This is a genomic window from Rhodosalinus halophilus, from assembly GCF_003298775.1.
Lineage (GTDB): Bacteria > Pseudomonadota > Alphaproteobacteria > Rhodobacterales > Rhodobacteraceae > Rhodosalinus > Rhodosalinus halophilus.
In genome coordinates this window covers 184,914-211,146 of record NZ_QNTQ01000006.1, presented here as the reverse complement: position 1 = coordinate 211,146, position 26,233 = coordinate 184,914, and the positions used below count along the sequence as shown (strand labels likewise).

Annotated in this window: 26 protein-coding genes; 10 read left to right on the top strand and 16 right to left on the bottom strand. The window is 68.9% G+C overall.

Going from position 1 to position 26,233, the window contains the following annotated elements; translation table 11 throughout:
- The 4 genes from DRV85_RS07605 to DRV85_RS07595 form a co-directional block, all read right to left on the bottom strand.
- Complete coding sequence (locus tag DRV85_RS07605; protein WP_113288850.1) at positions 1 to 987, bottom strand: branched-chain amino acid ABC transporter permease; 987 nt, start codon at positions 985 to 987, stop codon at positions 1 to 3.
- Positions 988 to 1,082: 95 nt separating this feature from the next.
- Positions 1,083 to 1,901, bottom strand: a complete 819-nt coding sequence (locus DRV85_RS07600; RefSeq protein WP_113288849.1) for an ABC transporter ATP-binding protein — start codon at positions 1,899 to 1,901, stop codon at positions 1,083 to 1,085.
- The gene (locus DRV85_RS18975; protein WP_147238816.1) at positions 1,898 to 2,281 is read right to left on the bottom strand and encodes a hypothetical protein; all 384 of its coding nucleotides are present in this window, start codon (positions 2,279 to 2,281) and stop codon (positions 1,898 to 1,900) included. Before DRV85_RS18975 ends, DRV85_RS07600 begins: the two co-directional genes overlap by 4 nt.
- A complete protein-coding gene (locus DRV85_RS07595) occupies positions 2,278 to 4,254 on the bottom strand; it encodes an AMP-binding protein (protein WP_233495433.1) in 1,977 nt (658 codons plus the stop codon). The genes DRV85_RS18975 and DRV85_RS07595 overlap by 4 nt, the downstream gene beginning before the upstream one ends.
- A 224-nt stretch (positions 4,255 to 4,478) precedes the next feature.
- Between DRV85_RS07595 and DRV85_RS07590 the strand changes: the two genes are divergently transcribed.
- Together DRV85_RS07590 and DRV85_RS07585 are read left to right on the top strand one after the other, a co-directional pair.
- Positions 4,479 to 6,395 carry a hybrid sensor histidine kinase/response regulator gene (locus tag DRV85_RS07590; RefSeq protein ID WP_113288848.1) on the top strand — a complete coding sequence of 639 codons (1,917 nt, stop codon included), beginning with the start codon at positions 4,479 to 4,481 and terminating at the stop codon, positions 6,393 to 6,395.
- Complete coding sequence (locus DRV85_RS07585; RefSeq protein WP_113288847.1) at positions 6,392 to 7,093, top strand: response regulator transcription factor; 702 nt, start codon at positions 6,392 to 6,394, stop codon at positions 7,091 to 7,093. The genes DRV85_RS07590 and DRV85_RS07585 overlap by 4 nt, the downstream gene beginning before the upstream one ends.
- A 61-nt stretch (positions 7,094 to 7,154) precedes the next feature.
- Here DRV85_RS07585 and DRV85_RS07580 read toward each other — a convergent pair whose 3' ends face one another.
- Positions 7,155 to 7,517, bottom strand: coding sequence for a PRC-barrel domain-containing protein (locus tag DRV85_RS07580; protein ID WP_113288846.1), 363 nt, complete (start codon positions 7,515 to 7,517; stop codon positions 7,155 to 7,157).
- A gap of 130 nt (positions 7,518 to 7,647) precedes the next feature.
- Here DRV85_RS07580 and DRV85_RS07575 point away from each other — a divergent pair, with 130 nt between their 5' ends.
- Genes DRV85_RS07575 through DRV85_RS07565 form a run of 3 tightly spaced genes read left to right on the top strand, consistent with a single transcriptional unit; the run spans position 7,648 to position 10,511 of the window.
- The gene (locus tag DRV85_RS07575; RefSeq protein WP_113288845.1) at positions 7,648 to 8,301 is read left to right on the top strand and encodes a histidine phosphatase family protein; all 654 of its coding nucleotides are present in this window, start codon (positions 7,648 to 7,650) and stop codon (positions 8,299 to 8,301) included.
- 12 nt (positions 8,302 to 8,313) lie between these two features.
- On the top strand, positions 8,314 to 9,372 hold the full coding sequence (locus DRV85_RS07570) for a saccharopine dehydrogenase (RefSeq protein WP_113288844.1): 1,059 nt from the start codon (positions 8,314 to 8,316) through the stop codon (positions 9,370 to 9,372).
- Positions 9,369 to 10,511, top strand: a complete 1,143-nt coding sequence (locus tag DRV85_RS07565; protein ID WP_113288843.1) for a saccharopine dehydrogenase family protein — start codon at positions 9,369 to 9,371, stop codon at positions 10,509 to 10,511. Before DRV85_RS07570 ends, DRV85_RS07565 begins: the two co-directional genes overlap by 4 nt.
- Before the next feature lie 56 nt (positions 10,512 to 10,567).
- Here DRV85_RS07565 and DRV85_RS07560 read toward each other — a convergent pair whose 3' ends face one another.
- From DRV85_RS07560 to DRV85_RS07530, 7 genes are all read right to left on the bottom strand, one after another.
- A complete protein-coding gene (locus DRV85_RS07560) occupies positions 10,568 to 10,948 on the bottom strand; it encodes a hypothetical protein (protein WP_113288842.1) in 381 nt (126 codons plus the stop codon).
- A gap of 105 nt (positions 10,949 to 11,053) precedes the next feature.
- Complete coding sequence (locus DRV85_RS07555; RefSeq protein ID WP_113288841.1) at positions 11,054 to 11,371, bottom strand: DUF3775 domain-containing protein; 318 nt, start codon at positions 11,369 to 11,371, stop codon at positions 11,054 to 11,056.
- Positions 11,372 to 11,408: 37 nt separating this feature from the next.
- A complete protein-coding gene (locus tag DRV85_RS07550) occupies positions 11,409 to 12,140 on the bottom strand; it encodes an SDR family NAD(P)-dependent oxidoreductase (RefSeq protein WP_113288840.1) in 732 nt (243 codons plus the stop codon).
- Positions 12,137 to 12,700, bottom strand: coding sequence for a DUF3833 family protein (locus tag DRV85_RS07545; RefSeq protein WP_113288839.1), 564 nt, complete (start codon positions 12,698 to 12,700; stop codon positions 12,137 to 12,139). The genes DRV85_RS07550 and DRV85_RS07545 overlap by 4 nt, the downstream gene beginning before the upstream one ends.
- Positions 12,676 to 13,947: an MFS transporter gene (locus DRV85_RS07540; protein WP_113288838.1), complete on the bottom strand. Its 1,272-nt coding sequence runs from the start codon at positions 13,945 to 13,947 to the stop codon at positions 12,676 to 12,678. The genes DRV85_RS07545 and DRV85_RS07540 overlap by 25 nt, the downstream gene beginning before the upstream one ends.
- Positions 13,944 to 14,705, bottom strand: a complete 762-nt coding sequence (locus tag DRV85_RS07535) for a DUF1365 domain-containing protein (RefSeq protein WP_233495432.1) — start codon at positions 14,703 to 14,705, stop codon at positions 13,944 to 13,946. The genes DRV85_RS07540 and DRV85_RS07535 overlap by 4 nt, the downstream gene beginning before the upstream one ends.
- A complete protein-coding gene (locus tag DRV85_RS07530) occupies positions 14,702 to 16,000 on the bottom strand; it encodes an NAD(P)/FAD-dependent oxidoreductase (RefSeq protein ID WP_113288836.1) in 1,299 nt (432 codons plus the stop codon). The genes DRV85_RS07535 and DRV85_RS07530 overlap by 4 nt, the downstream gene beginning before the upstream one ends.
- 251 nt (positions 16,001 to 16,251) lie before the next feature.
- On the opposite strand from DRV85_RS07530, the gene DRV85_RS07525 reads away from it, so the two are divergent.
- Together DRV85_RS07525 and DRV85_RS07520 are read left to right on the top strand one after the other, a co-directional pair.
- Positions 16,252 to 16,803 (top strand): sigma-70 family RNA polymerase sigma factor, encoded by a 552-nt coding sequence (locus DRV85_RS07525; RefSeq protein ID WP_113289202.1) that lies wholly within the window; start codon positions 16,252 to 16,254, stop codon positions 16,801 to 16,803.
- 8 nt (positions 16,804 to 16,811) lie between these two features.
- Entirely contained in the window at positions 16,812 to 17,465 is a 654-nt protein-coding gene (locus DRV85_RS07520) for a ChrR family anti-sigma-E factor (protein ID WP_233495431.1), read from the top strand.
- Positions 17,466 to 17,552: 87 nt separating this feature from the next.
- Here DRV85_RS07520 and DRV85_RS07515 read toward each other — a convergent pair whose 3' ends face one another.
- On the bottom strand, positions 17,553 to 18,713 hold the full coding sequence (locus DRV85_RS07515; RefSeq protein ID WP_113288834.1) for a DNA recombination protein RmuC: 1,161 nt from the start codon (positions 18,711 to 18,713) through the stop codon (positions 17,553 to 17,555).
- Entirely contained in the window at positions 18,710 to 20,560 is a 1,851-nt protein-coding gene (gene mutL, locus DRV85_RS07510) for a DNA mismatch repair endonuclease MutL (RefSeq protein ID WP_113288833.1), read from the bottom strand. The genes DRV85_RS07515 and mutL overlap by 4 nt, the downstream gene beginning before the upstream one ends.
- 115 nt (positions 20,561 to 20,675) lie before the next feature.
- Here mutL and DRV85_RS07505 point away from each other — a divergent pair, with 115 nt between their 5' ends.
- A complete protein-coding gene (locus DRV85_RS07505; protein WP_113288832.1) occupies positions 20,676 to 21,575 on the top strand; it encodes an MBL fold metallo-hydrolase in 900 nt (299 codons plus the stop codon).
- Between the two features lie 12 nt (positions 21,576 to 21,587).
- Positions 21,588 to 21,965: a rhodanese-like domain-containing protein gene (locus DRV85_RS07500; protein ID WP_113288831.1), complete on the top strand. Its 378-nt coding sequence runs from the start codon at positions 21,588 to 21,590 to the stop codon at positions 21,963 to 21,965.
- Positions 21,966 to 22,062: 97 nt separating this feature from the next.
- Here the strand turns inward: DRV85_RS07500 and DRV85_RS07495 are convergent, their stop codons facing one another.
- Both DRV85_RS07495 and DRV85_RS07490 read right to left on the bottom strand, forming a co-directional pair.
- Positions 22,063 to 23,415: an ammonium transporter gene (locus DRV85_RS07495; RefSeq protein ID WP_113288830.1), complete on the bottom strand. Its 1,353-nt coding sequence runs from the start codon at positions 23,413 to 23,415 to the stop codon at positions 22,063 to 22,065.
- Positions 23,416 to 23,449: 34 nt separating this feature from the next.
- Positions 23,450 to 23,788, bottom strand: coding sequence for a P-II family nitrogen regulator (locus DRV85_RS07490; RefSeq protein WP_113289201.1), 339 nt, complete (start codon positions 23,786 to 23,788; stop codon positions 23,450 to 23,452).
- 256 nt (positions 23,789 to 24,044) lie between these two features.
- Here DRV85_RS07490 and DRV85_RS07485 point away from each other — a divergent pair, with 256 nt between their 5' ends.
- Positions 24,045 to 26,228: a transglycosylase domain-containing protein gene (locus DRV85_RS07485; RefSeq protein WP_113288829.1), complete on the top strand. Its 2,184-nt coding sequence runs from the start codon at positions 24,045 to 24,047 to the stop codon at positions 26,226 to 26,228.
- Positions 26,229 to 26,233: the final 5 nt, after the last annotated feature.

Genomic DNA, 26,233 nt, shown 5'->3' with positions numbered 1-26,233 from the left:
TCACACCCTCTCGATGATCTTCTCGCCGAAGAGGCCCTGCGGCCGGAAGACGAGGAACACGAGCGCCAGCACGTAGGCGAACCAGTTCTCCGTCGCCCCGCCCACCATCGGGCCGATCAGGAACTCGAAGAGCTTCTCGCCCACCCCGATGATCAGCCCGCCCACGATCGCGCCCGGGATCGAGGTGAAGCCGCCCAGCATCAGCACCGGCAGCGCCTTGAGCGCGATGAGCGAGAGCGAGAACTGCACGCCCATCTTTGTGCCCCACATGATGCCGGCCACCAGCGCCACGACGCCGGCGAGCGACCAGACCATGATCCAGATGAAGTTCAGCGACACGCCCACCGAGAGCGCGGCCTGATGGTCGTCGGCCACCGCGCGCATCGCCCGGCCCTGCTTGGTGTACTGCGCGAAGAGGATGAGCAGCGTCACCAGCGCCGCCGCGATCAGCGTGGCCGAGATGTCGAGATTGTCGATGAAGAAGCCGTAGCCGAACCACTCGTAGGTGACCTCGTCGATCGTGGCGTTGATGCCCTGCGGGAGCCCGACATCGAGGTTCTTGATATCGGCCCCCCACATGATGTCGCCGAGCCCCTCGAGGAAATAGGCGAGCCCGATCGTCGCCATGAAGAGGATGATCGGCTCCTGCCCCACGAGATGGCGGAAGATGAACCGCTGCACCGCCCAGGCCAGCGCGACCATGACCAGGGCGGTCAGCAGGATGGCGAGCAGCGCCGGCAGGTGCCAGCCGAAGTGGTGGATCTCGGTGCCGAGGGCCGCATTGATCAGATGCGCGAAGGGCACCTGGCCGTCCATGATGCCGACGAGGGTGAGCGCGGCAAAGAGCGCGAGCACGCCCTGGCTGTAGTTGAAGATGCCGGAGGCCTTGAAGATCAGTACGAAGCCCAGCGCCACGAGCGCGTAAAGGACGCCGGCCATCAGGCCGTTGAGGACGACCTCGACGCCCCAGAAGAACTGCTCAGGCATGGCTCGCCTCCCTCATGGCGTTCGCTCCGCGCCGGCCCGCACCTGCGGGACGGCGGGCGGGGCGATGGCGCAGCCGAGCGCCGTCCCGCCGCCCCTCAGTCATGCGCCACCCCCAGATAGGCGTCGATCACCTCCTGGTTGGCGCGCACCTCGTCCGGCGTGCCGTCGCCGATCTTGCGGCCATAATCCATCACCACCACGCGGTCGGAGAGATCCATGACGACGCCCATGTCGTGCTCGATCAGCGCGATGGTGGTGCCGAACTCGTCGTTCACATCCAGCACGAAGCGGCACATGTCCTCCTTCTCCTCGACGTTCATGCCCGCCATCGGCTCGTCGAGCAGCAGAATCGTGGGCTCGGACACCAGCGCGCGCGCCAGTTCCACGCGCTTCTTGAGGCCATAGGGCAGCCGCGAGACGGGCGTCTTGCGGATGTGCTGGATCTCGAGGAAGTCGATGATCTTTTCCGCCTTCTCCCGGTTCTCGACCTCCTCGCGCTCGGCCGGCCCCTTCCAGAGCGCCTGCGCGAGGATGCCCTGCGTCATGTGCGTGAGGCGGCCGGTCATCACGTTGTCGAGCACGCTCATCCCCTCGAAGAGCGCGATGTTCTGGAAGGTCCGCGCGATACCCTGACGGGCGACCTGGTAGGGTTTCATCGGCGGGCGCTTCTCTCCGCGGAACCAGACCTCGCCCTCCTGGGGCACGTAGAAGCCCGAGATCACGTTGAGCATCGAGGACTTGCCCGCCCCGTTCGGCCCGATGATCGCCCGGATCTCGCCCTCGCGGATGTCGAAGGAGATGTCCTTGATCGCCGTGACGCCGCCGAAGCGCAGCGTGATGTTCTTCATCTCCATCACCACGCCGCCGATCTTGCGGCCGTCGGCGGTGACATATCCCTCGGAGGTGTCCTTCATTTCTCACTTTCGCCAATGCGGTTTGCTGAGCCGGATGCTCTATTCGGTAGTCGCTTGAACGAGTCTCGCTTCAAATCATCAATCAGTTTCTTGATAAATAAGCCATAGTCCTTTGAGCGTTTATGCCTAGGAGAAAGCTGCCGGAAAAGATGGTCAAGATAGGCAATTTGCTGCCTAGGATTGCTCGGCTTCAAGTCGTTTGCACGCAGTCGAATCTTGTCTACTGCGTTGGCAGCCTTCCTTCTGGTCTTTTCAACTCCGTCTTGGAGAGCGATCTGTTCTTTATCCGAAAGAGCAGCGGGATCAGCGGCAAAATCTCGACCCTTCTCCAGAGAGCGCTCGACCTTGTTAACGAACTCATGATCCAATCGCCTACTCATTCCGCCGCCTCCTTCGCCGGCGCGCGCACCGGCACGACCTCGGCGTCGCGGATCTCCAGCGTCGCGCGGATCTTGCCCTTGCGACCGTCCTCGTAGGTCACTTCCGTCTCGGTGTAGACGCTCTCGGAGCCGTCGTAGAGCGCGGTCACCAGGTCGTCGAACTTCTCGCCGATCACCTTGCGGCGCACCTTGCGGGTGCGGGTGAGTTCGCCGTCGTCGGCGTCGAGTTCCTTGTGCAGCACGAGGAAGCGGTGGATCTGGCAGGCCGAGAGCATCTCGTCCTGGGCCACCGAGCGGTTCACCTCCTCGACGTGCTCCTGGATCATGTCGAGCACCTTCGGATGGCCCGCAAGCTCCTGGTAGGAGGCGTAGGCGATGTTGTTGCGCTCTGCCCAGTTGCCCACCGCGCTGAGGTCGATGTTGACGAAGGCGCAGCACTTCTCGCGGCCCGCGCCGAAGACCACCGCTTCCAGGATGTTCGGGTAGAACTTGAGCTTGTTCTCCACGTATTTCGGCGCGAAGAGGCTGCCGTCGGCCATCTTGGCGACGTCCTTGGCGCGGTCGATGATCCGCAGATGCCCGGTATCGGGCTCGAAGAAGCCCGCGTCGCCGGTGGCCACCCATCCGTCGGGATCCTTGGTGTCGGCCGTCGACTCGGGGTTCTTGTAGTATTCCACGAACACGCCCGGGCTTCGGTAATAGACCTCGCCGTTGTCGCGCACCTCCACCTCGACGCCGGGCGAGGGCACGCCCACGGTGTCGGACCGCACCTCGCCGTCGGGCTGCTGGGTGATGAAGACGCTGGCCTCGGTCTGGCCGTAGAGCTGCTTCAGGTTGATGCCGAGCGAGCGGTAGAAATCGAAGATCTCCGGCCCGATCGCCTCGCCCGCGGTATAGCCCACGCGGATGCGGGACATGCCCAGCACGTTCTTGAGCGGGCCGTAGACCAGCAGGTTGCCAAGCGCATACTTGACCCGGTCCCACGTGCCGACCTGCTCGCCGTCGAGGATCGCAGGCCCCACCCTGCGCGCATGCGCCATGAAGGTATCGAAGAGCCATTTCTTGATCCGTCCGGCGTCCTCCATCCGGATCATCACCGTGGTGAGCTGCGTCTCGAATATCCGCGGCGGCGCGAAGTAGTAGGTCGGCCCGATCTCGCGCAGATCGGTCATCATCGTGTCCTCGGACTCGGGGCAGTTCACGCAGAACCCGCACCAGTAGGCCTGCCCCACCGAGAAGATGAAATCGCCCACCCAGGCCATCGGCAGATAGGCGAGGATCTCCTCGTCGGGGCGAAGATTGTCGAATTCGGCCGAGGCCTTCGAGGTCTCGATGATGTTGCGGTTCGAGAGCACCACGCCCTTGGGCTTTCCGGTGGTGCCCGAGGTGTAGAGCATCACGCAGATGTCGTCGTAGCCCAGCTTCGCGCGCCGCCGCTCCAGCTCGGGTGCGAATTCCTCTTCCGCCGCGCGGCCCTGGTTCTGCACATGGGAATACTGGTGCAGCCGCGAGTGGTCGTATTTCCGCAGGCCGCGCGGATCGATGTAGATGATGTGCTCGAGCTGGTGCAGCCGCTCCTGCACCTCGATCAGCTTGTCCACCTGCTCCTGGTCGGCGACGACCGCGAAGCGCGCGCCGCAATGGCCCATGACATAGGCCATCTCCTCGGCGACCGAATCCTGGTAGAGCGGCACCGGCACGGCGCCGACGGACTGCGCCGCCACCATCGCCCAGTAGAGATAGGGACGGTTGCGCCCGATGATGGCGACGAAATCCCCCTCCGCGACCCCGAGGTTCAGAAGGCCGAGCGCGAAGGTCTCGATCTCGCGCGCGGTCTCGGCCCAGGTCCAGCTCTGCCAGATCCCGAACTCCTTCTCGCGGTAGGCCGGCTTCGCGCCGAACCGCTCGGCGTTGCGCGCGAGAAGTGCCGGGATCGAGGCCGGGGAATCCCGGCCGATCTGCGTCTCGGTCACGTGTCCTCCTCCCTGCCCGGCCCTCCCCTGCCGGACGGCACCCTCCCCGGGCGCGTCAGTCACGCTGACGCCCGAGTCTTTCGGCATCATGTCCGGAATCTTGCGAATTGTTACAGCGGAATCCTGCCGGGCGCGTGCGATCCACTCGGGCCGCCTCGCGCGCGACAGGCTTTGCGCGAACGCCGCGGAGTGCTAGCCATTGCAGTCGGGAGGAGGAGGCTCGAATGGCGGCACGCGCGGGCCGGACCGAGGCTTTGATGACGGCCGGGCTGAACCTGATTCAGCAGGCCCTGTCGATCTACGACAGCGATCTGCGGCTGGCGGCCTGCAACCGCCGCTTTCAGGAGATGTTCGACCTGCCCGACCGGCTGGTCGAACCCGGTGCGCGCTTCGAGGACACGATCCGCTTCCTCGTCGAGCGCGGCGAATACGGCCCGGTGGACGACGCGGAGGAGGCGATCCGCGCCCGCGTCGAGATCGCCCGCCGCTTCCAGCCGCATTACATGGAGCGCACCCGCGCCAACGGACAGACGATCAGCGTCGAGGGGTCGCCCCTGCCCGAGGGCGGCTGGGTCACGGTCTATACCGACATCACGCCCGCCAAACAGCACGAGGCGATGCTGCGCGCCCGCTCCGAGGAGCTATCCGAGCAGCTGGTCAGCCACGCCGAGGAACTCGCGGCCGCCAACCGTCAGCTCGCAGCGACGAACGCCGCGCTCGAGGAGGCCTCGCGCGAACTGGCCGAGATCGAAGCGCGCACGCGCATGACCGCCGAAATGATGCCGGCCCATATCGCCCATGTGGATGCGGAGCGGCGCTACACCTATTCCAACCGCCGGCTCAGTTCCGTGCTGCCGGGTCGCCCCCGCGACATCCTCGGCCGCCCGATCGCCGAGGCGCTCGGCGGCGCGGCCTACGCCCGGATTGCGCCGCATCTCGACGCGGCCTTCGACGGCCGGGAGAGCGTCTTCGAGTTCACTGACGAGATCAGTTCGCGCCGCATCCGCGTGGCCTTCACCCCCGACCGCCGCGACAGCGGGATCGAGGGGGTCTACATCCTCTCGATGGACGTGACCGAGGAGACGCAGGCGCGCGCGGCCCTGCAGCAGACGCGGCGGCGCGAGATGGCGGCTCAGCTGACCTCGGGCCTCGCGCACGACTTCTCGAACCTGCTCACCATCATCCTGGGCAGCCAGTCACGGCTCGCAGCCCTGCCGATGCCGGCCGAGGCGCGGCCCATGATCGACGCGACGCTGGCCGCCGCGCGGCGGGGCGGAACGCTGCTCGAGCGGCTGGCGCAGCTCACCGGCGCGCGGGACTGGACGCCGCAGCCCTGCGACACGGACGCCTTTCTCTCGGATCTCGAGACCCTGGCGCGCGCCGCGCTGCCCGCGCAGGTAACGCTGACGATGCGCAACGAGATGCCGGGCGAGCGGCTCCTGCTCGACCCCGGGCTCGTGCAGGACGCGCTGCTCAACCTGATCCTCAACGCGCGCGACGCCTGCGGCGGCGCAGGACGGATCAGCGTCACGCTCGCGGCGCTGCAGGGCACCTGGGCGGAGTTCTCGGTGACCGACACCGGCCCCGGCTTTTCGGACGCGGCGCTGAAGCGCGGCTGCGAGCCCTTCTACACCACCAAGGGCGGCGAGGGGTCGGGGCTCGGCCTCGCCATGGTCTACGACATGGCGAAGCTCGCGGGCGGGCGCGTGATCCTCGGCAACAGTTTCTCGGGCGCGCGGGTGGCGCTGCGACTGCCGCTCAGGGCGGCGCCCGCGCGGGGCGACGGGCGGCTCGTACTGCTGGTCGAGGACAGCCCCGACCTGCGCGCGTCGGTCCGCGAGATGCTGACCGGGCTCGGCCACGCCGTGGTGGAGGCCGCCTCGGCCGCCGAGGCGCGCGCCCTCGCCGAGACGCTGCCCGAAATCGGCGCGGTGCTCACCGATCTCACGCTCGAGGGGGCCGAGACGGGCCTCGATCTCGCCCGGGCTCTCGGCGCCGAGGGCCCGCCGGTGTGGTTCATGACCGCGCTGCCGCCGGATCACCCGCTGCATGCGGAGGCCCGCGCGCAGGGCCCGGTTCTGACCAAACCCTTCGGCGCCGAGGCGCTCGCACGGGCGCTGGGCGTCGGGCTCGCGGCATGAGCGCGCCGCTGGTCACGATCCTCGACGACGAACCATCGGTGCGCGCGATGCTGGGCGAGGCGCTGGAAGAGGCAGGGTTCCGCACCATGGGCTTCGCCCGCGCCCGAGAGTTCGAGGCGGCGCTGCGCTCGGCGGCGCCGGACGTCTGCCTGGTGGACCTCAGCCTTCCCGACCGGGACGGGCTGACGCTGGTGCATCGCCTCGCGCTGGAAAGCGGGGCGGCGGTCATCATCATCTCGGGCCGGGCGCAGGTGCAGGACCGGGTGACCGGGCTGGAGCTCGGCGCGGACGACTACATCATAAAGCCCTTCGAGCCGGCCGAGGTTGTGGCCCGCGTCCGCGCCCGGCTGCGCAAGCGCGCGCCGCCCGAGGCCGCCGGCGACACCGCACGCTTCGAGGGCTGGACCGCGCACTTCGACCGCTACACGCTGGAGGATGCCGAGGGCAAAGAGACGCCCTTCAGCCATGCCGAGGGCGAGGTGCTGCGCCTCTTCCTGGAGAGCCCGCGGCGGCTGATCTCTCGAGCGCACATGCAGGAGGCCCTCGGCGGCGCCGCAGGCGAAAGCTTCGACCGCGCGATGGACGTGCGGATCTCGCGCCTTCGGACGAAACTGCGCGAGGATCCCCGCAACCCGCGCCTCATCAAGACGATCTACGGCGCGGGCTACATCTTCCTGGGCGACGTGAGCTGGGAGTGAGGGGGCGCCCGTCGCAGCGCCCGTTCGCGCGCATCTTCCCCAAGAAGCGGGGCAAGTCGCCTCACTCGTCCCAGGGCGCGAGGTTCTCGAGCTGGGTCTCGGTCATCTTGGTGACGTAATGCGACTCTTCCCAGACCAGCGACTCCATGGGCACCTGCACGTCGCGGTCGAGGATGCCGAGGAAGCCGTCGATCTCGAGGATGAAGCCCGCGGGCCGGCCCATGTCGTCGATCAGTACCTGGTCGATCTCGCCGACGACCGTGCCCTCGGCGTTGAGCACCTCGATGCCCTCGACGACCTTCAGGAACTCGGAATCGCGGGTGTCCACGGGGCCGGTGCGGCCCTCGCCGATGGCGTCCTCCTGCGCCTGGACAAGCGCCGGCAGCGCAAGCGCGGCGGCGGCGAGCGGGGCGAGGCGTTGCATGGGCGTCTCTCCTTGCGTCGTTGCGGGACAGGCAGGGAACGCGCCACCGCCGCGTGCCGTTCCGGGCGGAAACCGATTTGGCAAGACCGGCGAAATCGCTTAACCGCTGCGGCCAAAGGAGACCCTCGACATGGGCGAGATCGTTCTCATCCGCCACGGGCAGGCGAACTCGGCGGCGCGCGACGAGGAGAGCTACGACCGGCTCTCGGCGCTCGGGCATCGTCAGGCGGCCTGGCTCGGGGCGCATCTGCGCGACGCGGGCGAGCGCTACGACCGCGTGCTCATGGGGTCGCTGCGCCGCCACCGCGAGACGGCCGGCGGGCTCGGTGACCTGGGCCCGGCGCCCGAGACGGATCCGCGGCTCAACGAGATGGACTACTTCAACCTCGGCAAGTCGCTGCGCGCCTATCGCGGCGTGCCGATGCCCGAGCGGGAGGAGGAATTCGCCGCCTATCTCTCCCACCTGCTCGACGCCTGGCACAATGCCGAGATCATGGGGCAGGAGACCTTCTCGGATTTCGAGCTGCGCGTGACCGACATCCTGCACGAGGCGGCCGAGCCGGGCCGGCGGGTGCTCTGCGTGACCTCCGGCGGGGTGATCGGGATGATCGTGCGCACGCTGCTGGGTCTCGACACCGAGGGGCTGGCGCGGATCATGCTGCCGATCCTGAACAGCTCGGTGCACCGGCTGCTGGTGACCGATCACGGCACGATCCTCGCCGGCTTCAACGCCGTGCCGCATCTGGAGCGGCCCGACCGGGCGCACGCGCGCACGCACTACTGAGAGGGAGGGGGCATGACGCATCTCTGGATCAGGGCGGAGGAGCGCGCGAACGAGCGCCGGGTGGGGCTGACGCCGGAGGGCGCCGCGGCGCTGCTGGAGCGCGGCATCGCCGTGACGGTAGAGGAGAGCCCCGACCGCATCATCCCGACGGAGGCCTACGCGCAGGCCGGCTGCCGGATCGCGCCGCGCGGAAGCTGGCGGCAGGCGCCTGCCGACGCGCTGATCTTCGGGCTGAAGGAACTGCCCGACGACGGCACGCCGCTGACCCACCGGCACATCATGTTCGGCCACGCCTACAAGGGGCAGCGCGCGGGGCAACGGCTGCTGGCGCGTTTCGCGGCGGGGGGTGGCACGCTCTACGATCTCGAGTATCTGGTGGACGAGGACGGCCGGCGCGTCGCCGCCTTCGGCTACTGGGCGGGCTACGCGGGCGCGGCGGTGAGCCTGCTGGCCTGGGCGGCGCAGGCGCAGGGCGCGGACTGCCCCGCCGTGGACGCCTGGCCGGAGAAATCCGCGATGGAGGGTGCCGTGCGGGCGGCGCTGGGTGGGCTCGACACGCCCTCTGCCATCGTGGTGGGCGCGCTGGGCCGCGTGGGCACGGGGGCTGCCGACCTCTGCGCGGCGATGGGCATGCAGCCCACCCGCTGGGACATGGCCGAGACCGCGGGCGGCGGCCCCTTCCCGGAGATCTTGGCGCATACCCTCTTTTTCAACTGCATCCTCGCGCGGCCGGGCACGCCGGTCTTCGTCCGGCCGGAGGATGCGGACCGCAGCGACCGCGCGCTGCGGGTGATCGGCGACATCGCCTGCGACCCGGACAGCGACTACAACCCCGTGCCGCTCTACGACTATGCGACGAGTTGGGCCGCGCCTGTCGTCCGGGTGCGGGAGGTTCCGCCGCTCGACGTCATGGCGATCGACAACCTGCCCTCGCTGCTGCCGCTCGAGTCCTCGCGCGACTTCGCGGAGCAGCTCTTGCCCGCGCTTCTCGCGCTCGACAGGCTCGATGCGGGCGTCTGGGGGCGCGCGGCGGCGGAATTCGACAAACACGTGAAGGAGGCGGCGCAATGACGATCCACTGGTGCGGCACCGGGCTTTCGGCGGTGCCGGGACTTCGGAAGCTCATCGAGGCGGGCAATCCTGTCACCGTCTGGAACCGGACGTTGGACAAGGCGCAGGCGGCGGTCGGCGACATCACCGACAATATCCGCGCCTTCGATCCGGGCGCGCTGCGCGAGGCGCTCGCGCCCGGCGACGTGGTGGTCTCGATGCTGCCCGGCGACTGGCACGTGCCCATCGCAGAGGCCGCCATTGCGAAGGGCGCGCATTTCGTCTCGTCCTCCTACATCTCGCCGGAGATGCGCGCGCTCGACGCCGCGGCGAAGGAGGCGGGTGTGGCGCTGGTCAACGAGGTCGGGCTCGACCCCGGCATCGACCACCTGATGGCGCACAAGCTGATGGCGGACTATCGCGCGTCGGACGCTTTCGACCCCGCCAACACGCTGTCCTTCCTCAGCTATTGCGGCGGCGTGCCGAAACAGGCCAACGATTTCCGCTACAAGTTCTCCTGGTCGCCGCTGGGCGTGCTGAAGGCGCTGAAGTCGCCCTCGCGCTCGATCCGCGACTTCGAGGAGTTGCGCGCGGAGCGCCCCTGGGACGCGCTCGGCAGCTACACCGCCCCCCTGCCCGCGCCCGAGACCTTCGAGGTCTATCCCAACCGCGACTCGCTGCCCTTCATGGCCGAATACGGCTTCGACCCGCAGTGGCCGGTGAAGGATTTCGTGCGGGGCACCCTGCGGCTGGAGGGTTGGTCGGACGCCTGGGCCGACATCTTCCGCACCGTGGAAAGCCTGCCGCCGGGCGACGAGGGCGAGCAGGTGCTGCGCGACCTTTCCGAGCGGCTCTGGCAGGAACACGCCTACGACCCGGGCGAGCCCGACCGCGTGGTGCTCTGTGTGAGCCTCGAGGCCACCCGCGAAGGCGCGCCCGTCTGGCATCGCACCTATGTCATGGACGCCTGGGGCGACGAACAGGGCACCGCGATGGGCCGGCTCGTCAGCTACATGGTCGCGAAGGCCGTCGAGGCGGTTCGGGACGGCCGGATTGCACCGGGGGTCTCGGCGGCGCCCTCCGATCCCGCCCTGGTCGAGGACTGGATGGCCGAGGTCGGCCGCCTCGCGCAGCACCTGGAAATCGTCCGGCACGCCTGAAAACGACAAGGGCGCGCCCGTCGGGCGCGCCCTGCTCTGTCGAGAGATCGGCCGCGTTACCGTGCGGCGTCCTCGTCGATCATTTCGTCTTCGGCCTGCTCGTCCTCGAAGGTCTCCACTTCGCGCACGCCGTTGGTCACCTGCTCTTCGGCACGCTCGGTGTTCCAGAATTCGGTGAGCACCAGACGCTCCTGGCCTTCGATGTCCTCGGCCTCGGCGCCCAGTTCCTCGGCGCGCTCGCTGACATCGTCGCGCACGTGCGAAACCTGCGGATCGATGTCGGATTCCTCGATCTCGACCAGCGTGACCTCGTAGAGCTGGCCGCTCTCATCGGTCATGTAGACCTTCTGCTCGACGTCCATGTCCTGTGCCAGTGCGACGCCTGCGGAAAGGCCGAGCGCAGCTGCGGTGGTCATGAGGGTCTTGGCGGTTTTCATCACACGCCTCCTTTCGTTCCCAGTCATTTCGATCTGGGCCGGCAACGACCGGCAGCGCAGTTGGTTCCCGCGGAGTGGTCGCCGCCGATCACGGCTGCGTGACGGTCACAGGAGGTCCTCCTCCGCCTCGCCCGGAGAAATGCCCAGCGCCTCGAGCCCCGCCTCGAGATGGTCGGAGACATGCGGCGTGCCGATCAGGTAGTCGGCCGTCGGCGTGGTGGCTTCGTGATAGGCGGTGGCGAGCGCCTCGTCCCAGTCCGCGGCGTCGAAGGCGCCGCGGCCGATCCACATGATCGCCACCAGTTCGGCCTGCTCGTCCTCGTCCATGCGCTCGACGAAAGCGCGCAGCTCCCGCTCCGCGCGGTCGAGTTCGCGCGCCATGATGATCACCTGCGCGACCTTGCGGGGAGAGATGTTGGGCATGGGATTCTCCTGCGGCTCGATGAGCGGGCGCAGGATGTTACGAGAAGATGCGATAGTAAAGCCAGTCCGGCAGGAACTGGCCGCCACGGAACACCCAGGAGAACGCCGTGGGGAAGCTGTACTTGAAGCCGCCGCGCGACATGTGGCCGAACATCCGCTCGGCGGCGTCCTCGGGCTCCATCAGGAACGGCATGTGAAAGTCGTTCTTGTCGGTCAGGCGCGTCCGGATGAAGCCGGGGTTGGCGACCTGCACCTCGACGCCGGTCTTGCGGAGATCGCAATACATGCTTTCGGCGAGCGCCATGACGCCCGCCTTGGAGGGGGCGTAGCCGACCGCGCCGGGCAGGCCCCGGAACCCGGAGAGCGAGCCCGTCAGCACCACATGGCCGCGATCGCGCGCCACCATCGGCGGCAGGGCCACCGCCACCGCGCGCAGCGCGCCGGTGAAGTTGATGTCGCCCATCGCCTCGATCTTCTCCGCGTCGATCTCGCGCGCGCTGAAGGGCCAGTAGGCGCCGGCGAGATAGACCATGCCGTCGACCTCTCCCGCCTCCTCGGCGGCGCGTTTCAGGCTGTCGAGGTCGGTCACGTCCAGCGGCACGGCTCTTGCCCGTCCCGGCAGCCGCCCGGCCAGCGTCTCGAGCTTGTCGCGCGAGCGGGCCGAGAGCACCAGCTCGACGCCGGCCTTGCTCATGCGCTCGGCCAGCGCCTCGCCCAGGCCCTCGCTCGCGCCGATCAGCCAATACCGTTTGCCGGCCCAGTCTCTCACGCCGCATCCTTTCTGCGCATGGTGGCCACGAGTTCCGCCACCTTGATTCCGTATTTGCGAAACTGGCTGCGATTCACGATGGTTCCAGCCGGCGTCAGATACATCCAGTCGGTGGTGTCGAGCACGTGACCGCCTGACTCCTCCGGCAGGCGGATGCGGTACTTGAGCTGCACGGCGGAACCCTTCTGCCAGCCCTCTCCGTCGCCCACGACATCCTCGGCCTGCGCACGGATGCGCCCGTCGTTGCCGATCGTCAGATGCCAGGCCCGGTGCTGCACCGCGCCGCTGTCGTATTCGAAGCGCTCGCGCATGACGCCGGTGTTGCCCTGCCAGGTGATGTCGAAATCGCCCTTGAAGCGAGAGGCGACACGCCCCGTCGGCCCGTAGATCACGCCGTCGCAGACGAGCGGACCGTCGAGATGACGGCGGATGTCGAATTGCGGCCCGCCCGCGCCATAGTCGCCAGGACTCTGGGCCAGGAACCCGAAGAAGCGCGTCCGCAGCCAGACCAGCACCGCCATGGCGGCCGCGCCGGTCAGCGCGTAGATGAGGTTTTCCATGTGTTCGTTCCCGTTCCCGTTTCCGTCCCGGTCTCGATATCTTCGTCGTCGTGGCCGAGCGGCGCGGTGGCCAGCAGCGCCATGGCGACGAGCTTCAGCAGGCACGGCACCCCGGCGTAGAGGATCGTGAGCGTCCAGAGCGCCTGCGCGTCGTTCCGGGTGCCGGCCTCGAAGCCGGCGGCCTCGAGCGTCGGCAGCAGCGTGGCGGCCGCCAAGGCCAGCGTCGCCTTGGTGACGAAGGACCACAGGCCGAAGGCCTCGGCCGCGCCCGGCGCGATGGTCTCGAGCCGGCGTGCGAAGAGCGCCGAAAGCACCACCATGTCCGCGCCCAGCGCCGCGCCGGTGACGACACAGATGACGGCGAACGCCGGCCAGTCCCCGGCCCCCAGCCCCAGCGCGAAGACGAAGCCCACGACCGAGGCGCCCATGCCCAGCAGCAGGATGCGCCGCGCCCCGTAGCGATCCGCCGCCTTGCCCCAGAAGGGCGCGCTGAGCGCGGCGGCGAGGAAGAACAGCAGCAAGAGCGGCCCCTCCATCCCCGGCGCTTGAAGCCGGCTTTCGACGAAGAAGAGAAAGAGCGTCGAGGTCACGGCGACCGGCGTCGCGTTGACCAGCGCCACGAAAAGAAGACGGCGCGCGGCCGGATCGCGCAGCACCGGCGCGAAGCCGCCCGCCGGCGCCTCGACCGGGCCGCGCCATTCGCCGCGCATCGACAGCCCCGCGGCAAGGGCGAGCGCGGCGAAGGCCAGGGCAAACCCGGCGAAGCCCAGCGCCTCGGGCGCCACGGCAGCCGCGCAGACGCCGATCAGCGCCCCGGTCTCGCGCCAGCGCGCCACGCGCAGATGCCCACCCTGCCCCAGGTCGGTTGCAGTGGTCACGCCCTGGGCGTAGAAGGCGATGGTGAGAAAGCTGAAGGCCGAAAAGACCGCCGTCAGCATCAGCGCGAACCACAGCAGCGGCGCGACCGGCGGCGTCACCGCGAACAGCCCCACCATCGCCGCCGCGATCACCGACACCGCGACACCGACCGCCGGCGCCCGCCGCCCGCGCAACGCCGCCGCCAGTCGCCCCAGCAGGGGATCCTGCACCACGTCGAGGAGCCTGAGACCGAAGAGCACGGCGCCGAGCGCGGCGAGGCTCACGCCGTAGTCGTCCACATAGACCTTGGGCGCGTGGATATAGAGCGGCAGGCCCGCCGCCGCGAGCATCGCGGCGAAGAGCCCGTAGGCGGGCAGGCGATGGGTCATCGGCTGATCTCGGCCTCCGGCGGCTCCGGCCGCGGGTGGAAGCGCGCGCCCTTCCACCACAGCTTCAGCGCCTGCCAGTGAATGAGCGCCAGAACCCGGCGCGAGCCGAACGGCCGGCGCAGCAGCATCCCGGCGAGACCGCCCGACGTCAGGGGCCTTCGCCGTCCGGTGAGGGTCGCATAGAGGCCCTCTGCATTGCCCGCGCGGTAGTCGATCCAGACGCCCACACGATCGTCGCGGATATCGAAGCGGAAGGTGTAACCGCCCTCGACAGGCTGGAACGGCGAGACGTGAAAGATCTTCCGCGCCGCCAGACGGTCCTGCGCCTCGATGGGGCGCAGGTCGTCGTGATGAATGAGATAGCAGTGGCGATCGCCGAAGGTGTTGTTCACCTCGGCGATCACGGCGCAGAGCCGCTCCTCTGCGTCGTGGCAGAGCCAGAAGCTCACAGGATTGAAGACATGCCCCAGCACCCGCGGCTGCGCCAGCAGCAGCACCCGGCCGGGCAGGTCGAGACCATGCGCCGCGAGCACGCCGCGCACCCAGGCCGCGCCGCGGCCGTGCCCGCGCGGCCCGCCGTGATCCGCGTCCCAGAGCGAGACCAGCCCGCCGCGGTTGCGCGAGAAGGCCGCGGGCGCCTCGATCCGTGCCGCCTCCGCGTCGACGAGCACGTAATCCACGCCGTAGCGGAAGCCGTTGCCGATCGCGCCGCGACGGCCGTGCCAGGTCTGGCCCGCGATATGCTCCGCCCGGCTCACGCCGCCACCGTCCCGGCCTCGGCGCGCCGCAGGATCGCCTGCGCCACGTCGTGTGCCGAGGACAGGCCGTCCTCGTGGAAGCCGTATTTCATCCAGGCGCCGCAGAACCATGTGCGGTTGGTGCCGTTCATCGCCGCCACCTCGCCTTGCGCGGCAAGCGCCGCGGCATCGTAGACCGGGTGGGAGAAGGTCACCTGGTCGTGGATGTGTTCCTCGCGAATGCGCGGCGTCATGTTGAGCGAGACGAAGAGCGGGTCGTCCTGCGGGATCGGCTGGAGGGAGTTCATCCAGTAGGTGACGCCGATCCGGTCGGGCCGCTGGCCGGCCGCCTCGGTGTAGTTCCACGACGACCAGGCAAGCCTGCGCCGCGGCATCACGGCGGGGTCCGAATGCAGCACCACGTCGTTGGGCTGATAGCCGATGCGGCCGACGGTGGCCTTCTCCTGCGGTGTCGGATCGGCGATCAGGCGCATCGCCTGATCCGAATGGGTGGCGAAGACCACATCGTCGAAAAGCTCGGGCTCCGCGCCCGGCGCCTTGACCGTGACGCCCTCGGGGCCGCGGCGCACCCATTCGACCGGGGCGCCCGTGCGGATCGCCACGCCGTTACGGGCGAGCGAGGCCTGCAGCCGGTCCACGTATTGCACAGAGCCGTTCTGCACCGTGTACCACTGATGCTGGCCGGTCACGCCGAGAAGGGCGTGATTGCGGAAGAAGTCGAGCATCGTGCGCGCGGGGAAATCCAGGATCTGCGCCTTGGGTACCGACCAGATCGCGCCCGAGAAGGGCAGCAGATAGTGCTCGCGGAAGCGCACGCCGCAGCGCAGCGTCTCGAGCAGCGCGCCCACCGTCATGCCGTCCTGCCGGGAGAGATCGAAGGCGCGCGCGTTGAAACGCAGGATGTCGCGCAGCATGCCCCAGTAGCCGGGGTTCACCAGGTTGCGCCGTTGGGCGAAGAGCGCGCCGGGCGTGCGCAGCGCATATTCGAACCGGCCGCCGTCGATCGAGACGCCGAAGCTCATGTTCGACTCAGCGACCGGCACGCCGAGGTCGGCGAAGAGCCGGGTGAGCAACGGGTAATTGGCGTGGTTGAAGACGATGAAGCCCATGTCCACCGGCTGATCGCCCCGCTTGCCGGCGAGCACCGTCCGCGCGTGCCCGCCCAGCCGGGGCTCGGCCTCATAGAGCGTCACGCGATGCGCCCCCGCGAGAAAATGTGCGGCGCCCATGCCCGAGATACCGCCGCCGATCACGGCGATGCGGCGGGGGGCGGCGGGGGCGGATTCGAATGGCATCTGGCGTTTCTCCTCGCTGGCTGGCGCGCACGTCAGGTTCTGTTACGCAGTCCGGCCCCGTCCGGATGCAAAAGAAAATCGTGGCGCGCGGTGATCCGGTCGCAATCCTCCGCCGTATTGGCTACATGTTCAGCAATGTCGACTGGATCGAAGACTGCGACACGCTTCCGCTCACCCCGCCCGGTGCGCCGGCGGGGGCGGAAAGCGGCGTGCCGGCGGCCTCGCGTGGCGCCGGCTCCAGGGTGACGCGGATGGCTGAGGATCGCGCGCAGGGCGCTTCGGAGTGGGTCGACCATGTCGTGCGCATCCGCGACGCGCGCGACGAGGCGGCCTTCGCCGAACTTTTCGCGCATTTCGCCCCTCGGGTGAAGGCGTTTCTCATCCGGTCGGGCGCCGACGATGGCCTGGCCGAGGAATGCGCGCAGGAGGTCATGGCGACCCTCTGGCAGAAGGCGCATCTCTTCGACCCCGCGCGCGCGAGCGTCTCGACCTGGGTGTTCACCATCGCGCGCAACCGGCGGATCGACGCGCTGCGCCGCCAGCGGCGCCCCGAACCCGAGGATCTGCCCTGGGGCCCCGAGGCCGAACCGCAGCAGGACGACGTGCTGGCGCTGCAACAGGACAGCGAGCGTCTGGCCGAGGCGCTGCGGAGCCTGCCGGAAAAACAGAGAGTTCTGATCGAGCGCGCCTATTTCGGCGAACTGTCTCACAGCGAGATCGCCGAAGAGACGGGCCTGCCGCTCGGCACAATCAAATCGCGCATCCGGCTCGCCCTGGACCGGCTGCGCCACGCACTGAGATGACGAAGCCCATGAACAACGACATCACCCACCACCTGAGCCCGCAGCTGCTGATGGCCTACTCGGCCGGCACGCTGCCCGAGGCCTTCGACCTGATCGTGGCCTCGCATCTTTCGCTCTGCGACCAGTGCCGCGCCGAGGCGGAAAGCTACGACGCGGTCGGCGGTGCGCTGCTGGAGGACGAACCGACTGCCGAAATGGCGGAGGACAGCCTCGCGGCGACCCTGCGCATGATCCGCATGGGCGGCGAACCGGACGAACCCGCGCCCGCACGACCGGGCACCCATGTGTTGCCGCGCCCGATCCGGGACTACGTCGGGGGCGATCTGGACGCCGTGCGCTGGCAGAACGTGGGCCGCGGCGTGCGCCAGGCGCTCCTGCCCGTGAACGGCGACGCGCGCGCGCGTCTGCTGCATATCCCCGCGGGCACCGCGGTGCCCGATCACGGGCACCAGGGTCTCGAACTCACGCTCGTGCTCCGTGGCGCCTTCAGCGACACGGACGGGCGGTTCGGCCCCGGCGACGTGGAGATCGCCGACCAGGAGATCGAACACACGCCCGTGGCGGAAGAGGGCGAGGATTGCATCTGTCTCGCCGTGACGGACGCACCGCTGCGGTTTTCCGGCCTGATGCCGCGGCTCGCCCAGCCCTTCCTGAAGATCTGACAGCGCGCGAAGAAAATCTTTCGATCGAAAGATTTTCGGAGCCGGTGCGCGAAACACGAAGAATTTTCGCACGAAAATTCTTCTTGCTCAGCGGCCGGGATCGACGCGCGCCGCCGGTTCCGGTGCAAGCTCTTCGAAATCGAAGCTGTCGAGCCGCCGCGCGCGCTGCCCCGCCTTCTCGGCGCTCACCTTGATCTCGGATATGTCGCGCGCCGCCTGCCCGAAGTGCCGATCGAGGTTCTCCACGCGCGTGCCCAGCCGCGCGACATCGGCGTGAAGCAGGGAGAGCTCCCGCCGGATCCGCCCCGCCTCGGCCTGCATGCGCGCGTCCTTGAGGATCGCGCGCATGGTGGTCAGTGTCGCCATGCAGGTCGTCGGCGAGACGATCCAGACCCGCGCGGCGAAGCCCTCGCGCACCGTCTCTGCGAAACTGGCATGCAGTTCGGCGTAGACGGCCTCGGACGGCAGGAAGAGGATCGCGCCGTCGGCCGTTTCTCCCTCGACGATGTATTTGTCAGCGATCGCCCGGACATGCAGGCGCACCGCCTGCCGGAGGCCCTGCGCGGCGCGCTTCGCGGCCTCGGGCGTCTCGGCCCTGCGCAGCGCCTCGTAGGCCTCCAGCGGGAACTTCGAGTCGATGGCGATCGGCCCGGGGGGCTCGGGCAGATGAACTATGCAGTCCGGTCGCGCGCCGGTCGAAAGCGTCGGCTGCAGCGTGTAGCTGTCCCGCGGCAGCGCCTTGGCGAGGATGTCGTGCAACTGGATCTCGCCGAAGGCGCCGCGGGTCTGCTTGTTGGACAGGATATCCTGCAGGCTCAGCACATCGCCCGAAAGCCGGGTGGTGTTCTCCTGCGCGCGGTCGATCGTCTTGAGCCGTTCCTGCAGCTCGCCCAGGCTTTGCGCGGTGCGCCGGGCGCTTCCCGTGAGGCTCTCGGCCATCCGGGCGTTCACCTCGGCCAACCGCGCTTCCATCAGCCGCAGCATCTCGGCCTGCGCGCGGCTCTGTGCCTCGGAGACATGCGACAGCCCGCCCGCGAGCTGTTGCTGCCCGTCCGAGAGCGCCTGCACGCGCTGGCCGAGCGCGCCGACGTCCCGCGCGAGCGGTTCCGCCACCCGGGCCGCGCGCGCCGCGGCGCGGGTGGCCGCGACGAGAAGGGCTATCACCAGCAGGACGAGCGCCGCGCCGCCGAGCGCCGCGAGCACCAGGGGATCCTCGAGCGAAAGCGCGCGCCCGCCGATCTCGATCATCGGCGCCCGAACAGCCGCTCGATATCGGCGAGCTTGAGCTCGACATGGGTGGGCCGGCCGTGATTGCACTGGCCGGACAGCGGCGTCGCCTCCATCTCGCGCAGCAGCGCGTTCATCTCGTGGGCCTGCATCCGTCGGCCCGACCGGACCGAGCCGTGACAGGCCATGCGGCTGAGCACCGCCATCAACCGCGCCTCGAGGCCCGAGGTCGTGCCGGTCTCTTCCAGCGCGTCCGCCACGTCGAAGAGCAGCGCGCGCGCGTCCACCTCGCCCAGCAGCGCCGGCGTCTCGCGCACGGCGAGCGCCTCGCCGCCGAAGGGCTCGAGCACGAGCCCCAGCCGCGCGAGATCCTGGGCGGCGTCGAGCAGGCGTCCGCGCCCCGGCTCGGGCATTTCGACGACTTCGGGGATGAGCAGCGCCTGTGCCGCAACGCCGCGCTCTTCCAGCTGGTGCTTGAGACGCTCGTAGACCAGGCGCTCGTGCGCCGCGTGCGCATCCACGATCACCATGCCGTCCTGCGTCTGCGCCAGAATGTAGGTCTCGTGCAGCTGGGCCCGTGCGGCGCCGAGCGGCAAGGCCTCGGGCGGGGTCTCCTCGGCCCCTCGCGGGGCCTCCTCGACCGGCTCCACCCGCGCGCTCCAATCCTGCGCCATTTCGGCGAAGCCGGGCTGCGGCGCCTGCGCCGCATGGGTCGCGGCCCGCGCCCCGGCGGAGGGGCGATCCATCTGGTAACGGGGCGACGCCGGTGCCTCGGGCCGCGCCGCGCCCAGCATCGCGCCGCCCACCGTCGAGGAGGCCCGGTGCCCTGCCCCGGCCAGCGCATGCCTGAGCGCCGAGACGATCAGCCCGCGCGCCACGCCGGGGTCGCGGAAGCGGACCTCGGTCTTGGCGGGATGCACGTTGACGTCGACCCGGGCGGGATCGCAGTCGATGTAGAGCGCGGCGGCCGGGTAGCGGCCGGACGGCAGCACGTCCATGTAGGCCGCCCGGAGCGCGCCGAGCAGCATCCGGTCCTTCACCGGCCGGCCGTTGACGAAGAAATGCTGCGCCACCGCCGCGCCGCGCGAATAGGTGGGCAGCGCGGCGTAGCCGGTGAGCCGCAGCCCCTCGCGCTCGGCCTCGATCCTGAGCGCGTTCTTCGTGAACTCGGCGCCCAGCACCCGCGTCAGCCGGCCGTGCAGCGCATCGAAGAGATCGCCGGTCTCGGCGTCCGCGCGGAAGCTCAGCCGTTCCTCGCCGCCCGAGACGTCCGCGAGCGTGAAGCTGACGAAGGGCTCCGCCATCGCTAGCCGGCGGACGACATCTCCGATCGCCTGGGTCTCGGCCCGGTCGGAACGCAGGAACTTCAGCCGCGCCGGCGTCGCGCGGAAGAGATCGCGCAGCTCGACCACCGTGCCCCGGCGCAGCGCCGCAGGCCGCACCTCGCCCAGACGGCCGCCGGTCACGGTGATCTCGGCCGCCTCGGAGCCCGCCACCCGCGAGGAGATCGTGAGCCGCCCCACTGCGCCCATCGAGGCCAGCGCCTCGCCCCGGAAACCGTAGCTGGTGATGTCGAGCAGATCGGAGCCGTCGATCTTCGAGGTGGCGTGGCGCGCCACCGCGAGCGGCAGTTCCGCCGCGGCGATGCCATGCCCGTCGTCGGTCACGCGGATCAGGGTCTTGCCGCCCTCCGCCTGGGCCACCTCGATCCGCCGGGCGCCGGCATCCAGCGCGTTCTCGACAAGCTCCTTGACCGCCGAGGCGGGCCGCTCCACCACCTCACCGGCCGCGATCCGGTTGATCGCGGCCTCGTCGAGCGCGCGAATGGCCGGATGGGCACTGGGTATGTTGTGGCTCGCATCATTCATGCCGCAACACCTAGCATGCTTCCGCCTGATTTGGCCAGCGAAGACACGCCCCCTTGGAATCCCGACACATTCCATTAAGTGAATTCCAAACGCAGTTATCCGATCAGGAGGACGCATGTTCACTCGCGAAAGCCCGTCCAAGGGCCCCAACTCCCCGCGCGTCGTGGGCTTCTATGAAAAGCCCTCGGGCAGCATCCAGTATGTCGTCATCGACGAAGCAACGAAGAAGGCGGCGCTGATCGACGTGGTGCTTGGCTTCACGCCGTCGGAGGCGCGTACCGACACGGCCGCTGCGCAGGAGATCCTCGACTTCGTGAAGGCCGAGGACCTGACGGTCGAGTGGATCCTCGACACCCACCCGCACGCCGACCACCTGATGGCCTCGGCCTGGCTCAAGGAGCAGCTCGGCGCGCCGACGGCGATCGGCACGAAGGTGCGCGACATCGCCAAGCTCTGGGAGACGTTCTACAACACCCCCGGCGCCTTCGACCCCGACCGGGACTTCGACCGCCTCTTCGCCGACGGCGAGACCTTCATGCTCGGCGAGCTGCCCGTGCGGGTGATGCTCTCGCCCGGCCACACGCTCGGCTCAATCACCTACGTGGTGGGTGACGACGCGGCCTTCGTGCATGACACGCTGATGCATGTGGACGCCGGCACCACGCGCGCCGACTTCCCCGGCGGTTCGGCCTCGGAGCTCTACGATTCGCTCATGGCGATCCTCGCCCTGCCCGACGAGACGCGGCTCTTCGTCGGCCACGACTACCCGCCGGTCGGCGATCGCACCGATCCCGCCTGGGAGGCGACGGTCGCCGAGCACAAGGCGCACAACAAGCACCTGGGCGGGGGCACGCCCCGCGACGAGTTCGTGAAGATCCGCGAAGAGCGCGACGCCACGCTCTCGCTGCCGGACCGGATGCTCTATGCCCTTCAGGTGAACCTGCGCGGCGGGCGCTTGCCGGAGGCGGAGTCGGACGGCAAGAGTTACTTCAAGATACCTGCCAACACCTTCTGAGGAGATCACGCGATGAAGACCGAGCAAGTGGGCGACGCCACCTTCGAGACCTGGACGCCCGAGGAGGTGTTCGACGCCTGCCGCAAGGGCGAGATCGTCGTGATCGACGTGCGCACGCCGCAGGAATACATGTTCGAGCACGTCGAGGGCGCGCTCCTGATGCCGATGCCCTTCTTCAAGCCCGAGATGCTGCCCGGCCAGACCGAGAAGCGCATCGTGCTGCACTGCGGCTCGGGCGTGCGCAGCGAGAAGATGGCGCGGCTCGCGATGGAAAGGGGCCTGAACCGGATCGCGCACATGGAGGGCGGCTTCGGCGCGTGGAAGGAGAAGAAGCTTCCCTACATCGGCACCGACATGGCCTCGGGCGCGCCGAAACGCGTGGAGCCCTGACCGGCCTCGCGCGGCGGGCCGCCGTCAGGTGACGTCAAAGAAAAAGGCCCGGGCGGCGCGCCGCCCGGGCCTTCCTTTGGTCAGGGTTCGGGGCCGCTCAGGCCGCGCCGCCCTTGGAGAACTCGGGATAGGCTTCCATGCCCAGTTCGGCCATGTCGAGCCCGTTGACCTCGGTCTCCTCGTCCACGCGCAGGCCCATCGCCAGCTTGACCACGTACCAGACGATGGCGGAGGCCACGACCGTGAAGATGCCCACCAGCACGATGCCGTAGATCTGCGTGCCGAAGGAGGCACCGCTGTTGGTCAGCGGCACGGCGAGCGTGCCCCAGATGCCGGCGAGCAGGTGGACCGGGATCGCGCCGACGACGTCGTCGATCTTCAGCCTGTCGAGCATCGGCACCGCGAAGACGACGATCACGCCGCCCACGGCGCCGATCAGCGTGGCTGCGCCCAGCGTCGGCGTCAGCGGCTCGGCGGTGATCGAGACGAGCCCCGCCAGAGCGCCGTTGAGCACCATCGTCAGGTCCGGCTTCTTGTAGACCACCTGCGTGAGGATCAGCGCCGCCACCGCGCCGCCGGCCGCGGCCGCGTTGGTGTTCGAGAAGATCCGGCTGATGTCGGCCACGTCGCCCACCGACCCCATGGCGAGCTGCGAGGCGCCGTTGAAGCCGAACCAGCCCAGCCACAGGATGAAGGTGCCGAGCGTCGCGAGCGCCAGGTTGGAACCCGGGATCGCGTTCACCTTGCCGTCCTTGCCGTATTTGCCCAGACGCGGCCCGAGGATGATCGCGCCCACCAGCGCGGCCCAGCCGCCGACCGAGTGCACGATCGTCGAGCCCGCGAAGTCGGAGAAGCCCGCCTCAGACAGCACGCCGCCACCCCAGCTCCAGGACGCCTGCAGCGGATAGATGATGGCCGTGAGGAACAGGATGAAGACGAGGAAGGGCCAGAGCTTGATCCGCTCGGCCACCGTGCCGGACACGATCGAGGCGGTGGTCGCCACGAACATCAGCTGGAAGAAGTAGTCCGAGCCGGTCGAGGCGTAACCGTAATCGTCCAGTGCATCGCGCTCGACGCCCACGGCCTCGAGCACCGCGACCGAGGGGAAGAGCCCCGAGAACCAGTTCTGGATCGCCCAGTCGCCCAGCGGATACATCAGGTTGTAGCCCACGACGTAATACATGATCGCCGCGACCGAGAAGAGCCCGATGTTCTTGGTCAGCTGCATCGTCACGTTCTTCGAGCGCACGAGGCCCGATTCGAGCATGGCGAAGCCGGCGGCCATCCAGAACACGAGGAAGCCCCCGATCAGGAACAGCAGCGAGTTGAAGATGAAGACCGAATCGGTCGGCACCAGCATCGGCGCGGCCTCCTCGGCTTCCTGCGCCATGCCGAGCGCGGGAAGCGCGATCATCGCGCCCGCAAGGCCCAGAGTTCGCATGAATTTCATCGATTTTTCCCCTCTTGGTGTTTGCCCGCGGCGCTCAGAGCGCGTCCGCATTGGTCTCGCCGGTGCGCACCCGCACGGCCTGTTCGAGATCGAGGACGAAGATCTTGCCGTCGCCGATCTTGCCGGTGCGCGCGGTCTTGGCGATGGTCTCGACCACCTGGTCGGCCATCGGCGCGTCGACCGCGATTTCCAGCTTGATCTTCGGCACGAAGTTCACGGCGTATTCGGCGCCGCGGTAGATCTCCGTGTGTCCGGATTGCGAGCCGAAGCCCTTGATCTCCGTCACCATCATGCCGCGCACGCCGATGGCGGTCAGGGCTTCCCGGACCTCCTCCAGCTTGAACGGCTTGATTGTCGCTATGATCAGTTTCACCTGCATCCCCTTCGCTTTGGCAGGCGCGGCGCCTGCGACTGTGCAGATGCAGCAAAGGCCAGCCGCCCGGCGCGAGGAAAGCGCACCGCGGCTGGTAGACGCGCGAGGCGAGACCGATCGCACAAATTCTGAGCAACATGATCTTGTTGCATATTCTTTGGGCATGTCACGAACTCGCGCATGAGGCGTAATCGCTCTACATCCGTGTCCTCAGCGGCTATTCTGCGGCCAAAAGGCAGGTGCAGGACGGGCAGAGATGAGTGATTCAGGCCGGAGACCTCCGCGTCTGACGGCGACGCGCAGTGCGCCGCGCAAGGGGCGCGCCGGCAAGGGCTCCGGCAAGAACGGGGCGCGCTCGCGCAAGCCTGCAGCGCGAAAGACCGTCAAGAAGGCGCCCTCCCGACGGGCTACACCGCGCCGCCGCGGTCCGGCCGGCGCGGTGCTCGCCTTCGTGTGGCGGCTCGTCTGGGGCTTTACATGGCGTGTGAGCCTGATCGTCGCGCTCATGATCGGCGGCGGCGTGGCCTACTACTACTCCACCCTTCCCGGCATGCAGGAACTGCTCGACGGCCGACCGCGCGGCTCCGTCACCATGCTCGACCGGGAGGGAACAGTCTTCGCCTGGCGCGGCGCGCAATTCGGCGGGGCGGTCACCGCCGGCAGCGTCTCGCCGCATCTCAAGCATGCGGTGATCGCGACCGAGGACAAGCGCTTCTACATGCATCCCGGCGTGGACCCCATCGGCATTGCGGGGGCCATCCGGATCAACCTGAGCGAGGGCCGCGGGCCGCTCGAGGGGCACGGCGGCTCGACCATCACGCAACAGACCGCCAAACTCCTCTGCCTCGGCAACGAATACGACCCGGAGGTCTACGAGAGCGAGTCCGCCTACGAGGCCTCCTGTCGCCAGACCACGCTCTGGCGCAAGATACGCGAGGCGCTCTACGCCATGGCGATGGAGGCGAAGTACTCCAAGGACGAGATCCTCTCGATCTATCTCAACCGCGCCTACATGGGCGGCGGGGCCTATGGCGCCGAGGCGGCCGCGCAGCGCTTCTTCGGCAAGCCTGCCGCAGCGGTGGACCCGGCGGAGGCGGCGATGCTCGCCGGGCTTCTGACGGCGCCCACCGCACTCGCGCCGACCAACAACCTTCAGCGATCGCGGGACCGGGCCGCGGTGGTCGTGCGGCTGATGGAGGATCAGGGCTATCTGACGCAGGCCCAGGCCGCGCAGGCGCTGTCGGAGCCCGCCGGCCTGTCGGAGGCGGCCGAGGCCCGCGCGGGCGGCTATTTCGCCGACTGGCTCATGTCGTCGACACCGGAATACCTGACCCGGGACACCACAGAGGACGTGGTGATCCGTACCACGCTCGACCAGCGCATTCAGGAGGCCGCCGAGGAGGCGCTGGTCCATGTCTTTGAAACCAAGGTGCGCGAGGGATCGGAAGCGCAGGCGGCCATCGTCGTGATGAGCGCCGACGGGGCGGTGCGCGCGATGGTCGGCGGGCGCAAGCTGCGCGTCTCGGGCGTGTTCAACCGCGCGACGCAGGCCAACCGGCAGACGGGCTCTGCCTTCAAGCCCTTCGTCTACGCCACCGCGCTCGAGCTCGGCTGGCACCATGACGACGTCGTTGTGGACGAGCCCATCACCATCGACATCCCCGGCTCGGGACCGTGGAGCCCCGAGAACTATTCGGACAATTTCTACGGCCCGGTCACGCTGACCGAGGCGCTCGCCCGGTCACTGAACATCCCCGCGGTGAAGATCTCCGAACAGGTCGGGCGCGAGAACGTGCGCTCCGTCGCCTCGGATTTCGGGCTCGAAAGCGACCTGGCCGACGGACCCGCGCTGGCGCTGGGCGCCTCCGAATCCACTCTGCTGGAGATGACCGGCGCCTATGCCGGCATCCTGAACGGCGGCTCGGCGGTCACGCCCTACGGCATCGTCGACCTGCGGCTGAAGGGCGACGACGAGCCGCTTATCGACAACACGGGCGGCGGCATCCGCGAGCGGGTGATCCGTGAGGAGGCCGCGCGCGAGCTTATCTACATGATGGAAAAGGTCGTGAGCCAGGGCACCGGGCAGCGCGCCCGGCTGGAGGGCCGCGAGGCGGCCGGCAAGACCGGCACGACGCAGGCGGCGCGCGACGCGTGGTTCGTCGGCTTCACCTCCGACTACGTCGCCGGCGTCTGGATGGGCTACGACGACAACACGCCCCTGACCGGCGTCACGGGCGGAGGTCTGCCGGCAGAGATCTGGCGCGAGACCATGCTGCGCGTCCACGAGGGTCTCGAGCCGCGCCCGCTGCCCATGCTGCGCCCTCCGCCGCGTCCCGAGACGTCCCGCCAGACCCCGCGCGATACGCGACCCGGGGACGTCGGCGAGACCGTGCTGGAACAGGTTCTACAGGAACTATTCGGGGGCGGCGGTCGGCGCTGAGGGCG

Excerpts from the sequence above, each read along its gene's own strand:
- DRV85_RS18975 (WP_147238816.1), bottom strand. The coding sequence starts at position 2,281 with ATGAGTAGGCGATTGGATCATGAGTTCGTTAACAAGGTCGAGCGCTCT.
- DRV85_RS07555 (WP_113288841.1), bottom strand. The coding sequence starts at position 11,371 with ATGCCCAACATCTCTCCCCGCAAGGTCGCGCAGGTGATCATCATGGCG.
- DRV85_RS07540 (WP_113288838.1), bottom strand. The coding sequence starts at position 13,947 with ATGACCCATCGCCTGCCCGCCTACGGGCTCTTCGCCGCGATGCTCGCG.
- DRV85_RS07600 (WP_113288849.1), bottom strand. The coding sequence starts at position 1,901 with ATGAAGGACACCTCCGAGGGATATGTCACCGCCGACGGCCGCAAGATC.
- DRV85_RS07515 (WP_113288834.1), bottom strand. The coding sequence starts at position 18,713 with ATGATCGAGATCGGCGGGCGCGCGCTTTCGCTCGAGGATCCCCTGGTG.
- mutL (WP_113288833.1), bottom strand. The coding sequence starts at position 20,560 with ATGAATGATGCGAGCCACAACATACCCAGTGCCCATCCGGCCATTCGC.
- DRV85_RS07575 (WP_113288845.1), top strand. The coding sequence starts at position 7,648 with ATGGGCGAGATCGTTCTCATCCGCCACGGGCAGGCGAACTCGGCGGCG.
- DRV85_RS07545 (WP_113288839.1), bottom strand. The coding sequence starts at position 12,700 with ATGGAAAACCTCATCTACGCGCTGACCGGCGCGGCCGCCATGGCGGTG.
- DRV85_RS07560 (WP_113288842.1), bottom strand. The coding sequence starts at position 10,948 with ATGAAAACCGCCAAGACCCTCATGACCACCGCAGCTGCGCTCGGCCTT.
- DRV85_RS07495 (WP_113288830.1), bottom strand. The coding sequence starts at position 23,415 with ATGAAATTCATGCGAACTCTGGGCCTTGCGGGCGCGATGATCGCGCTT.
- DRV85_RS07565 (WP_113288843.1), top strand. The coding sequence starts at position 9,369 with ATGACGATCCACTGGTGCGGCACCGGGCTTTCGGCGGTGCCGGGACTT.
- DRV85_RS07585 (WP_113288847.1), top strand. The coding sequence starts at position 6,392 with ATGAGCGCGCCGCTGGTCACGATCCTCGACGACGAACCATCGGTGCGC.
- DRV85_RS07520 (WP_233495431.1), top strand. The coding sequence starts at position 16,812 with ATGAACAACGACATCACCCACCACCTGAGCCCGCAGCTGCTGATGGCC.
- DRV85_RS07500 (WP_113288831.1), top strand. The coding sequence starts at position 21,588 with ATGAAGACCGAGCAAGTGGGCGACGCCACCTTCGAGACCTGGACGCCC.
- DRV85_RS07570 (WP_113288844.1), top strand. The coding sequence starts at position 8,314 with ATGACGCATCTCTGGATCAGGGCGGAGGAGCGCGCGAACGAGCGCCGG.
- DRV85_RS07530 (WP_113288836.1), bottom strand. The coding sequence starts at position 16,000 with ATGCCATTCGAATCCGCCCCCGCCGCCCCCCGCCGCATCGCCGTGATC.
- DRV85_RS07590 (WP_113288848.1), top strand. The coding sequence starts at position 4,479 with ATGGCGGCACGCGCGGGCCGGACCGAGGCTTTGATGACGGCCGGGCTG.
- DRV85_RS07580 (WP_113288846.1), bottom strand. The coding sequence starts at position 7,517 with ATGCAACGCCTCGCCCCGCTCGCCGCCGCCGCGCTTGCGCTGCCGGCG.
- DRV85_RS07605 (WP_113288850.1), bottom strand. The coding sequence starts at position 987 with ATGCCTGAGCAGTTCTTCTGGGGCGTCGAGGTCGTCCTCAACGGCCTG.
- DRV85_RS07505 (WP_113288832.1), top strand. The coding sequence starts at position 20,676 with ATGTTCACTCGCGAAAGCCCGTCCAAGGGCCCCAACTCCCCGCGCGTC.
- DRV85_RS07485 (WP_113288829.1), top strand. The coding sequence starts at position 24,045 with ATGAGTGATTCAGGCCGGAGACCTCCGCGTCTGACGGCGACGCGCAGT.
- DRV85_RS07525 (WP_113289202.1), top strand. The coding sequence starts at position 16,252 with ATGGCTGAGGATCGCGCGCAGGGCGCTTCGGAGTGGGTCGACCATGTC.